At 37.6% G+C, this 12366-nt stretch carries 7 protein-coding genes; 3 read left to right on the top strand and 4 right to left on the bottom strand.

Annotated features, from left to right (window positions below; genetic code table 11):
- Positions 1 to 73 precede the first annotated feature (73 nt).
- The 3 genes from JCM14932_RS08030 to JCM14932_RS08015 form a co-directional block, all read right to left on the bottom strand.
- Entirely contained in the window at positions 74 to 2782 is a 2709-nt protein-coding gene (locus JCM14932_RS08030; protein WP_025024422.1) for a hypothetical protein, read from the bottom strand.
- A 356-nt stretch (positions 2783 to 3138) separates the two neighbouring features.
- Positions 3139 to 4461 carry a sensor histidine kinase gene (locus JCM14932_RS08020; protein WP_025024421.1) on the bottom strand — a complete coding sequence of 441 codons (1323 nt, stop codon included), beginning with the start codon at positions 4459 to 4461 and terminating at the stop codon, positions 3139 to 3141.
- Positions 4445 to 5134, bottom strand: coding sequence for a response regulator transcription factor (locus tag JCM14932_RS08015; RefSeq protein ID WP_025024420.1), 690 nt, complete (start codon positions 5132 to 5134; stop codon positions 4445 to 4447). The genes JCM14932_RS08020 and JCM14932_RS08015 overlap by 17 nt, the downstream gene beginning before the upstream one ends.
- Before the next feature lie 294 nt (positions 5135 to 5428).
- Here JCM14932_RS08015 and JCM14932_RS08010 point away from each other — a divergent pair, with 294 nt between their 5' ends.
- Positions 5429 to 7741 carry a glycosyltransferase family 39 protein gene (locus tag JCM14932_RS08010; protein ID WP_420834778.1) on the top strand — a complete coding sequence of 771 codons (2313 nt, stop codon included), beginning with the start codon at positions 5429 to 5431 and terminating at the stop codon, positions 7739 to 7741.
- Positions 7742 to 7765: 24 nt separating this feature from the next.
- Entirely contained in the window at positions 7766 to 8731 is a 966-nt protein-coding gene (locus tag JCM14932_RS08005; RefSeq protein WP_025024418.1) for a glycosyltransferase family 2 protein, read from the top strand.
- An 892-nt stretch (positions 8732 to 9623) separates the two neighbouring features.
- Here the strand turns inward: JCM14932_RS08005 and JCM14932_RS07995 are convergent.
- Entirely contained in the window at positions 9624 to 10595 is a 972-nt protein-coding gene (locus JCM14932_RS07995; RefSeq protein WP_025024417.1) for a GMP reductase, read from the bottom strand.
- A 299-nt stretch (positions 10596 to 10894) separates the two neighbouring features.
- Here JCM14932_RS07995 and glnA point away from each other — a divergent pair, with 299 nt between their 5' ends.
- Complete coding sequence (gene glnA / locus JCM14932_RS07990) at positions 10895 to 12223, top strand: type I glutamate--ammonia ligase (protein WP_025024416.1); 1329 nt, start codon at positions 10895 to 10897, stop codon at positions 12221 to 12223.
- Positions 12224 to 12366 lie beyond the last annotated feature (143 nt).

The following is a 12366-nucleotide window of genomic DNA, read 5'->3' as shown; positions in this document are numbered from 1 at the left end:
GAAGCCAACCTCCAAGTTAGCGAATATTATATACAAATAATATCATGTAATCACTGCCATGGAGCAAAAGATTTTAAGGAACATCTTGAGCTATCCAAGTCCACTCACTTGTGAAGCTACCGGTCTTGGCATTTCCGTCACATCTGAAGACAATACAAATTCCTTCTTTGACCTTCTTAGTGAAGTCAGTGCAGGTCATGTTATTATCATCGTTTGGACTTTGCGTTTCACCAAGGAATACGTCATTTGACTTCAACTGGTCATCTAAATAGACGGAATGGGGTACTTTCAAGTTTTTGGAGTCAACACTTTCAAATTCAGACATTTTTACGAAAACTTTGAGTGGTACGGATGTTTTTTGACGATAATCATTCACCTCAACTTTTTGATCGAATTTTGGATGCAGGTGAGGAGAATCTTCACCTGCCAATATTTGTTGACCAAAATCGATGTATTCTGGGGCAACTATCTCAAAGGCACCTGGTGAGCGCTTGAAGTAGAGAATATCTGAGCCTTGATGTTTTTCTGCATCCTCAATAGTGACTTTTAATTTGTGGATTCTTGTATCACCGATTTTGGACATATTAAACTTAGACAATTCCCATTTGACGTTGTTATTGTTACCAGGGTTCTTGAGATTAGTATTGATAAAAAGTTCTTTTTCATTATCGAGTGAGTATTTGATACTTTTGATAGTTTTACTATCCTTGTCATTCCAAATGCCATCGACCTTGAATATTTCGGTGTTAGGGATGAACGGTGTTGTTTCTGTAGATTCAGGATTGATAATTTTGATTTGTGGAGCCTCAGTGGCCTTTTGAGGAAGATAAATAACGGTTTTATCGACAATCGAAACATTACCTTCTTTATCTTTGAACCAGATATAGACTCTGTGTTTGCCGGGGTCCTTGTCTGTTAAATCCAAGTTTGTTTCCCAATCATGGGGGACACCAGCAACTTTTTCTTCGTCTTTTTGATTGTATGATTCGATTTGTTTAGCGGATTCAAAATTATCATTATCGAATGAAACATAAAGATCTACGTCATTACTGTCAAAATCGTACCAGGCACCGCTTAATTTGTATTCTGATGTGTCATTGTTAATAATATCAGGATTATCATCTGTATCTCTTTGATCCAAGTAATTTACGGGGGCAAAGTTTTCTCGATTCAAGTCAACAGTTCTTGAATAACTAAGTTTAACTGAATCACCGACTTCTAAGGTCTGGTGTTCTGTGTGCATTGTGATTCCGGAATCCCATAAAGGTTCATTTTCACTGATGTATTTGGTTTTGTCAGACTCTTTCTTTTTATGAAGTTTGCCTAATCTTTTTCCAGCACCGGGGTCAAACCCCTTATCACCAGGATCTGAATCATAATAAAAAGCATTAAACATTTTTTCTGGAACACTACCGGGTTTGTAGCGCTTATCGTGATATTGATCATGCATACTGTGTTTCCAAGGATTTCCAGTAAATTTGGCTTGTAAGATAGTACCAAAGACAATCGATAGTCCACCACCGGCATTAGTGAAGCCCTTGAATTCATGATGTGATTTGGTAATGGTTCGAGTTGCCCAAGCACTAGGGCTGTTTTCTAGATCCATATGGAAGTTTATACGAGATTCAACGTTATCTGATTGCATATAGAAACCACGATTGTTTCCTAATGATCTCATTGGTGCATAGTCACCAATATTAATGCCTTTTTCATTTTTGATCTGGCCGTAATCTTTGGTCAACGTTAAGTCATGAAAGGCAAAGCCGATAAAATCATCGAATTCAACATCACCGATGTTTTTGTAATTGATATCAGTAAAGACTTCACCAGAGAAATCGAATCTTTGAATAATTGAAGTTTCAATCCCGTAAGTACGATTTCTTTTTATGTATCGCTGCTGGAAGACCATTTTTTGTTCCTCCATGCCAGTTTTAGGATCAATGCGATAGAATAATTGCGGAATTCTCAACATGCCAATTGTTGTTCCAAATTTGTCAGGTCCAGCCATAGAAGGGTGATGTTTCCTATCAGTTGGAGTGTCAATGTTATGAATGTCGGTGGTAACAAAGGTACCATTGGAGCCTTGTTTACCATCTTTCATTTGGGCATCACCAAAATTGTGACCGAATATATGAGTTGTTTCACTTGAAAAATTACTGTCGGGTTCTAACTTAGTACCTTCTGGAGCTGTTACAAGACAGAAGTTTGGAGCCGTTAAACTGTCAATGCGTCCACCACCACTTTCATCTTGTTCATACGCGGCAGCAATTCGCATGTTCATTTTGGCGTAATTATAATCACCAAAGTATATAAACGGAACAGTTATTTTACCGTCATTGTGTTTCAAGGTTGGTCCTTTACTTATTCTTAAGTTACGCGAACGAATCCATGCAGTATCAGCTTCATTAGCTCTTAGATCTTCTTCTTCAGGTGTATCTTTAGTTATATTTGGATCTATTCCTTCAGTTGCAGGAGGTATATCAGATCCAGTAGCTTCAGTGTTTGAAGAAGGTGGTGGGTTGGCTAAATTATCTTCAATAATTAATTCTTTAGTGATCAAATCATTTTTATTTTGGTCACTAATTGATAAAATTGTGTGATCGCTTTTCAAAACATTAATCTTGAATTGCCCAGTTTTGTTCTTTTGAAGATTAACTTCAATATTTCTGTCCTTTGTATTGATTCGGATGTTTTTTGGGCCGAGTTCTTTTTCCAAAGCCTTTTGGTTTATACTGTCGAAATCATTAGCACTGATGAGAAGTGAATCCTCATTGTTTTTCAAAGTGTAATGAATTATGGCTCATAATGATCTTTATCAAACTTTATATTTGTAATATCAGCTGATGACGTTTCATCTGCAACAGCTAGAATAGAAATAGCATTTGTGAAAAAGTTGGATATGAATAAAAGCAAAATAAATAGTATAAATTTTTTCCGTCTTCGCATGGGGGATAACCTCCCGAATGTTTTTTGATTGCTAAATCAGATTATCATGGCGAAAGGACTTTCACAATCTAAAAAATAGAAAATATAATTATACTTTTGATAATAAATTATTAGTAATCTGATATATGAAATTATTTGTAAGACTAGAAAAACAGCCTGAACGGTATTGTTCAGACTGTTTTTTATTATTTATCAATGTTTAATAGGTAATTCAATAACGAATTCACTACCAGTGGGTAAATTATTGCGTACAAATATTTTTCCATGGTGAGTATTAATTATTTGTTGGGCAATCGCTAGGCCTAGACCATGTCCACCACTATTACGGTTCCGTGATTTATCGACACGGTAGAAACGTCCAAAGATTTTTTTCTTATCAGTATCGCTGATGCCAATTCCGGTATCAGAAACAATTATCTGATACTTTGAACCTTCGATGTGATCATAAATTCTAATAGTGCCATTTTCAGGTGTATATTTTGTTGCGTTATCCAATAAAATAATCAGAACTTGTTTGATCTTGTCACGGTCAACATTGAGATTGACATCGGCTTTGTGATGGATATTCACTTGAAATACTTTGGATTGTGAATTGATGATTTCTTTGAAGGGCATGATAGGGTCTTTTAAGAAAAAATCAGGTGTTGTAATATCGAAGTCCATCTTAGTGGTTGCCTGATCAGAACGTGCTAATATCAATAGATTATTGGTCAATGAATTCAGACGATTAACTTCATCGAGTGAAACAGAAATTGACTCTGCTTCGTCGATAATTGTGTTACTTGGTTTTGTGAGCATATATTCCAATTTTCCCTGAATGATCGTCAAGGGTGTACGAAGTTCGTGAGCAGCATCGTTTACGAACTCACTTTGTTGTTTCCAAGATTTGATGATTGGAAACATACTGATACGTGTTAGGACGTAGGCGAGAATCAAAGCTATGACCCAGAATATAAAGAAAGTAATAATTAATATTCTTTGGAAATTTTCGGTTGCCTGAATTTGTGTATCAATATTTTGCATTATCAATACATAGTGTCCAGCGTACATCGGATTGTTATTATTTTTTGATACTTTTATCAATAGAGCGCGGAAACTCATTTTTTTGATGGTGAGCGTTTGTTTCTTATTGAGGTTCTTTTTATTCAAATTAATGTTCTTAAGAAGTGAGTATCGATTACCAAGGCTTGTTTTGTTAAGAAGTTTTCCGTTGTTATCAAAAACCAAAATAGATGCTTGAAATGGTGCCCTTGGTTGAGGCTGTTTATCTTCAGTTCTGCCCCCAGGACCTTGAGGACCGGTTTGAACTTTGTTATCCATATTTGGCTGTCTTTTGATTGCTGTTACTTGTTCCTTAATGTCTTTGTCGATACTTCGGTAAGTTGAGGACTGGAATAAGTTGAAGATAATTATGCCTAGTGTGAAGAACAAGATCGCAAAGGTGGCCATGACTGATAGAAAGAGACGAACTTGCTGTCGACGGGTGATTTTGTTTTGTCTAGTTTTGATTTTCATCTTGGAAAATATACCCAACATTTCTAATAGTTTTGATCAAATAATCGTTCTTTGACGGACGAAGTTTTTTACGGAGATTACTCATATAAACCTCCACGACCGTAATAGATGTATCGGAATCAAATCCCCAGATACGTTCAAAAATTTGATCTTTAGTTAGAATAGTATTTTTATTCTGTAATAAATAAACTAATAAGTCATATTCTTTACCGTTCAAAGAAATTGATTGGTCTCCAGCGGACACTTCGTGATTATTCAGATTAATTTCAATACTATTCATTTTTAAGATGGAATCATCAGCCAATGCTCCGCTTCGTTTGAGCAGTGCTTTGGCTCTAGCCTGAAGTTCCTCGCGGTGGAATGGCTTGGTCAAGTAATCATCAGCACCTAAATCGAATCCGTGAACTTTGTCGTCCAATTCAGCTTTAGCAGTCAATATCAAAACTGGAGTCGTGATTTGATCGGCACGAATACTCTTTAGAATGTCGTAGCCATTCATTCCCGGAAGCATTAGATCAAGAATGATTAGGTCGTGAACATCCTCTGTTGCAGCAAACTTACCACTTAAACCATCATTTTCGATATCTACTTCAGCAAAATCAGCTAGGAATGATGCAATATTGTCAGCTAGATTCACATCATCCTCAACAACTAATATTTTTATGTTTTGCATATAATTTCTCCTCATTAGTACTCGTCTTAAATCAATACGTTTATTATAAAGCATTTTTTTAACTTTAAGCTTAATTTAAGTTAGCTTGGATAATCTGTTCACATCGTAAGGAAAGGATGTTTAACAAATGAGAGATAAAATTACAAAGCTTAGACCCATCTTGTTGTCAGTCATCGTTTACTCGATCATTTGTTTCCTAATTAATATTGCCTTTTAAGGATTGGAGTTTGATAAATGATGGAAAATGAACCGACTCGTACCACAAAAAATAAAAAGGTGAGTATTTGGGTCCGACTGAAATTAATCAAATATGATTATTGGTTGATTGCTATTTTGATTTTGGCAGCCTTCTTGTATGCATGGAACATATGGGAAGCAGGTGAAGCTAATAGTTTCTATACAGCTGCCATTGTAAGTATGACCAAGAGTTTTAAGAACTTTTGGTATGCCAGCTTTGATCCTGCAGGATTCATTACAGTTGATAAGCCACCAGTTGCACTATGGTTTATGGCTATTAGTGCCAAGATATTCGGCGTTCATGGTTGGAGCGTTGTATTACCGTCGATTCTCTTTGGAATTGCCTCGGTATACTTGATCTACAACCTAGTTCATAAGAGGTTCGGCAGGGTTCCAGCACGTCTAGCTGCTTTGATCATGACTTTAACACCTATTGCAGTTGCAGATTCTAGAACCAACAATATGGACGCGACATTAATTTTCTTCTTATTACTGTCAATATATTTTGTTCAAAAGGCAGTTTTTAAAAATCAACAAAGATATTTATGGATAGGCTTCGCATTAATGGGTGTAGCCTTTAATGTCAAAATGTTACAAGCCTTCATGATTTTACCGGCCCTATATTTTTACTACTGGATCGCAACCAATATTGGTTGGAAGAAGAAGCTGGCACATTTAGGAGTTGCAACGATATTTTTAGCGATATTCACATTGATTTGGCCATTATCAGTTGACATGACAAATTCGTCAAATCGCCCGTACGAAGGTGGATCTGAAACTAATTCAGCTTTGGAACTTGCCTTTGGATACAATGGTACACAACGTTTGTTAGGACAAACAACTGGTACCGGTGGAGCGTTTCCCGGTATGGGTTCTAGTTCTAAAAAGAATTCTAGCTCAAAGAATATGACGCCACCAAATGGAACTTCAAAAAAGTCAGCAAGTTCTTCATCGAATACACCACCTGCTAAGCCAAGTGGTTCGTCAAGTTCTAAGAAATCATCCACAAATGCACCAACACCACCAAATGGTGCCGAAGGTATGCAAGCTGGGGGTCAAGGTGGACCTGGTGGAAGCAACAAAGGTGGCAAAGGCGGTGCCGGTGGTGGAGCATTTAGCATTGGTACTGTCGGACCATTTAGATTGTTTGGACTTGATTTAGGTCCGCAGATCAGTTGGTTATTGATCATAGCTATTTTAGGATTGATCTCAAGTTACTTCTATTATCGTGGTTCAAGGATGAAGAAGTGGTGGTCGTTAACACCACAGCGTAAGGAATTATGGCTCTGGGCCGGCTGGTTAGTTCCGGTTTATGGATTCTTCTCAGTTGCCAGTTTCTTCCATCCTTATTATACGATCATGTTGGCACCAGCCATCGCTGTTCTTGGTGGTGTTGGTATCTATACGATGTTCAGACAATGGAAAGAAAAATCTATTTGGTCAATGTTGCTTCCGATAGCAATATTATCGACGGCAGCATTACAAGCATGGTATGTGGCACAGTATTATTCAGTATTAGCATGGGTATTACTTGGTTTGGGAGTCCTAATTTCAATACCATTATTCGTATTACCTTGGATTGCTACCAATTTGAAATCTAAACATGTTTGGCCGATTGCTGGTGTGATCCTGGTCATGTTGGCACCATCATTCTGGTCATTAACACCAACATTAGCAGGTGAATCAGCGCAGATTCCAACTGCTGGACCTTCACTACTACAACAAGGTGGCGGTGGAATGGGTATGAATGCCGGAGGTATGGGTGGTTCAACTGATTCGACCCTACTCAAGTACCTTGAGAAGCACCAAGGTAACGCAGAGTATCTATTTGCTACAGATGATTCAAGTACGGCAGCACCATATATTATTTCGACCGGTAAAGCAGTTATGGCCATTGGTGGATTCAATGGTACTGACAAAGCTATTACACTAAAACAATTTAAGAAGTTAGTCAAAGAAGGAAAAATTAAATATTACTACTCAGGTGGTAAGACTGGTGGAAGTAACACAGCGATTGTTAACTGGATCAAGAAGAATGCTAAGAAGATCAAGTTAAGCAGTTCAACATCAGCTACGTCATCAATTACTACAAGTACTAAGACAGGTAGTTCTAATGAATCAGCACCAACCGGTGCTCCAAGTAATGCCGGGGGTACGCCTCCATCCGGAACTGCTCCAAGCGGAATGCAAGGAGAAATGGGTGGAACACCACCAAGTGGTTCATCAAATTCATCCACTAAGAAGATGAAGAAGCCTTCAAAGAAACCATCAGGTACAGGAAACACGGTACCCGAAGGAATGGGTGGTATGACAGGTGGGCCTGGTGGTTCTTCGGGAACACTTTATGATTTATCAAGTATTTATAATTAGCATTAAATGAAAGGATGAGTGCTCATGTCTCAATTAATTTCAATTGTCCTACCAGTATTCAACGAAGAGCCTGGTATTCAGGCAACTATCGATACACTATTAAATTTTACGGAACAACAAAAAGAAGATTACGAATTGATTTTTGTCGATGATGGATCAAAGGACAAATCAGTCAAAATTATCAAACATGCAATCGAACTACATTCTAATATCAAATTGGTCGAGTTCTCACGTAACTTTGGACATCAGTTAGCTATTACGGCTGGGCTGCAATATACCAGTGGGGATGCAGTTGTTGTTATGGATGCAGATTTGCAAGATCCACCTGAAGTCATTCCTCAAATGATCGAGAAGTGGCATGAAGGATATGACATCGTTTATGGCAAACGAATGCAACGTGATGGTGAGACAGTCTTTAAGAAGTTCACTGCGGCGATGTTTTACAGAACTTTCAAGCACTTGGCAACAATCGATATGCCGCTCGATACGGGTGATTTCAGATTAATGAATAAAAGGGCAGTTAAACAACTTCAAAAATTACATGAACAAGATCCGTTTGTTCGTGGACAAGTTACTTGGATCGGCTTCAAACAAACTAGTGTTAAGTATCATCGTCAAGAACGTATTGCTGGTGAAACTAAGTATCCATTGTCTAAGATGATCAAATTGGCGCTTGATGGGATCACATCCTTTTCAATGAAACCACTACAGTTCGCAAATATCTTTTCAGTTGTACCAATTGTCAGTGGAGTATTCTATTTGGGATACTTGTTCGCAACTGGAAGATATACTGCTTCATCAGTAGGGATGACGATTCTCCTATTTACTTTAGGACTATTATTATTATCCGTGGGAATCCTAGGAAGTTACTTAGGTAGGGTTCTTGATCAAGTAAATGATCGTCCTAGATTTATCGTAAGTGAGACTGAAGGATTTCAGGAGCGCAACAAGGGCATACATCATTTAGATGCAAGACAAATGCGTAGTTAGTGAAAAGAAGAAATAATGATACGTTTGATAATTTTAGTAACTAGTTTGGTAGTTGTAATAGGAGTTTTATTTTTACCGACAGATGTCAGTAATGATCAAGCTAGTAACAATAAAAAAAAGAATAAATTTAAGAAAGGAAGTGAGGATTAGTTCTCTCATAAGGTTTTTGAAACTTTAATTAGCTTAGAAAGTGACATGTTGAAACAAATTTGAATTATTTGAGTTTAGATGCTTTTTAAACTCACTTCAATGTGTTAAAGTAATGTTAAATTTGGTAGGTAACGCAATTGTCACAGGACAACTGAATACCAAATTGAACATGAACTATCCCATTCATTGAAGAAGCTGACGATAACCCAGTCGTCGGCTTTTTTGTTGTCTTTTTTGTTTGTGTGTTCCGATTAAAAAATATTCAACCTGCTGTGGGGACCGGTGCCAGCCGAAAGGCGGTCTGTCACCTCGACTTGAAGCTTTACATAGACCGCAAATCCCCCAGCTCGTCCTGTGGTGTAAGGCCGGATAAATCACCGACCTAACGCCACCTTCACGGCTGGTTAAATATTTTTTAATCTCCATGTCTTATAGTAGAAATATTCGATTTATTGCTTTATACATATTTATATATAGATATCATATTTATAAACTACGTGCTAAAGGTTCTTAGCTGGAGGAGGGAAGCGATGAGCCAGCTGTGGCAGTGCTGTTGAACGGTGATCTTCCGTTCTTACAGCACAGGGCGACTTTTAAAATTAGCAATTTATGCTAAGTTCAAAAGCGAGGTTTCAGACCGTGGCTGAAACCGGTCCTCATAGCAGGCTCAATCACTCCCCTCCGGAAGCGGCCAACAACAAAAAAGGCTCCAGACAAATTGAATTATCCAGAACCTTCTATATTAATCACCGTTATAAATAGAATTCTTAACAATGACATAGTCAACTTTTCTAAGTGAATCCAGAGTTCTACCACCAGCGTATGAAATAGCTGATTGAAGATCCTCCTTCATTTCGTTCAAAGTACCACTGATAGGTCCTTTGTATGGCGCCAACATTTTCTTACCTTCGACGTTCTTGTAAACACCCTTTTGGAATTGAGATGCAGAACCAAAGTATTCTTTGTACTCTTTACCATCTTTTTCAACTAGTTCACCAGGTGATTCAGTGTGTCCAGCGAATAGTAAGCCGATCATTACCATGCTTGCTCCGAAGCGGATAGATTTGGCTATGTCACCGTCATTTCTGATTCCACCATCGGCAATAATTGGTTTACTTGCGGCTTTAGCACATAGTCTGATCGCGGCTAATTGCCAGCCACCAGTACCGAAGCCGGTTTTTAGTTTAGTAATACAGGCTTTACCAGGTCCAATACCAACTTTTGTAGCATCGGCACCAGCATTCTCCAATTCACGGACACCTTCAGGTGTACCAACGTTACCAGCAATCAAGAATGATCCAGGTAAGTATGATTTAACACACTTAATCATTTGGATTACACGATCACTGTGACCGTGAGCAACGTCGATCGTAATATAGTCTGGTGTTAATCCTTCATGTTTTAAAGTATTAATGAAGTCGAATTCTTCATCCTTAATACCGACACTGATAGAAGTATATAGACCTTTAGATTGCATATCTTTAATAAAATTGATTCGTTTTTCAGGTTGGAAACGATGCATGACATAAAAATAGTCATTGGCTGCTAATTTTTCAGCCAAATTTTCATCAATAATTGTTTGCATATTAGCAGGGACCACGGGAATTTTGAAAGTACGTGGACCAAATTTGATGCTTGTATCACATTCTGATCTGCTGTCCACAATACATTTATTCGGAATTAGTTGGATATCTTCATAATCAAAAACTTGCATATTTTTATTCACTCCAAAATACGAACAATAATTATTTTTATATTGTATTTCGTTCGCATATATAACTTAACTGGTAAAGTACTAAATGTCAATTAAAAAATCTGTGATACCCCTTTATTTCAGGGGGTGTTTTCTAGTACAATTTATAGGTGAATTAAATTTATTTATATTGTTCCATAAATGATTTGACAGCAACAAATGGAATTGGTATTATCGTTCTATTATTAAAAAACACCATGAGAATGGCGCTGGTTAATAACTCGTCAAAAAATGGTATATACAAAATAGGAGTGGTTATTGTGCATAAGTATTCTGCTGAAGATATTAAAAAGATGACAGTTGATGAAAACGTCGAGTTTATTTGCTTGATGTTTACAGATATCAACGGAATCATCAAGAACGTTGAAGTACCAGTATCCCAAATCGATAAGGTGCTTGCTAACAAGATTACATTCGATGGTTCATCTATCGATGGATTCACACGTATTGAAGAAAGTGACATGCTATTGCACCCAGACCTTTCAACATGGTTGGTCTTCCCATGGGGATCAGAACATGGAAAAGTTGCACGTTTGATCTGTGATATTTATACAACAAATGGTGAACCATTTGCTGGAGATCCTCGTGTCAATTTACAACGTATCGTTAAAAAGATGCACGGTATGGGATATACAAACTTCAATATCGGACCAGAACCTGAATTCTTCTTATTCAATACAGATGATAAGGGTCAACCAACTCTTCAATTGAATGATGATGGTAGTTACTTCGACTTTTCACCAGTTGATTTAGGTGAAAATGTTCGTAAGGATATCGTTTTGAAGCTCGAAAAGATGGGCTTTGAAGTTGAAGCTAGTCACCATGAAGTAGCACCTGGTCAACAAGAAATTGATTTCAAGTACGAAAACGCACTTTCAGCAGCCGACAGTATCCAAACTTTCAAATTAGTAGTTAAGACTATTGCCAAAGAAAATGGTATGTATGCTACATTTATGCCAAAGCCATTGCAAGGAATCAATGGTTCAGGTATGCACATCAACATGTCACTATTCAATGGTGATGAAAATATTTTTGGTGATTCAAACGACATGTTGTCAGATGTTGCCAAACAATTCATGAGTGGTATCTTGACTCATGCCCGTGCTTTGACAGCCATCAATAACCCAACAGTTAACTCATATAAACGTCTAGTTCCAGGATTCGAAGCACCAACATATATTGCTTGGTCAAGTAAGAATAGATCACCGCTTATCCGTGTACCTGCTGCAAAAGGCAAGTCAAAACGTTTTGAGATGCGTAGTGTTGATCCTACAACAAATCCATACTTGGCTATCGCATGTATCCTTGATGCTGGTCTTGATGGAATTAAGAACAACTATGACTTGATGCCAGAAGTAAAAGAAAATATTTATGAAATGTCAGAAGACAAACGTCGTGAAGAAGGAATCGTTGATCTACCTTCAACATTACACAATTCACTTAAAGCATTACGTAAGGATGAGTTCGTTCAAGAATCACTTGGCAAAGGACTAACAAACAGCTTCTTTGCAGCTAAGAATGAAGAGTGGGCTCGTTATCAACAAACAGTTTCACAATGGGAACGTGACACTTACATGCCATTGTATTAATAACTATGAGACAAGTTGTCAATATGAGTGCTTGTTTCTGGACTTGACGGGGATTCAGATGTTAATATTTGGCGTAATCAAAATTCTGATTACTGCTTTCCCCCAGAGAGCAAAGGTACGTGGAGGCACAATGTTAAAGTTGT

It is taken from the genome of Companilactobacillus nodensis DSM 19682 = JCM 14932 = NBRC 107160, assembly GCF_000615905.1.
Lineage (GTDB): Bacteria > Bacillota > Bacilli > Lactobacillales > Lactobacillaceae > Companilactobacillus > Companilactobacillus nodensis.
Note: the sequence above shows the minus strand (reverse complement) of the source record. Positions and strands in the feature narration are given on the sequence as shown.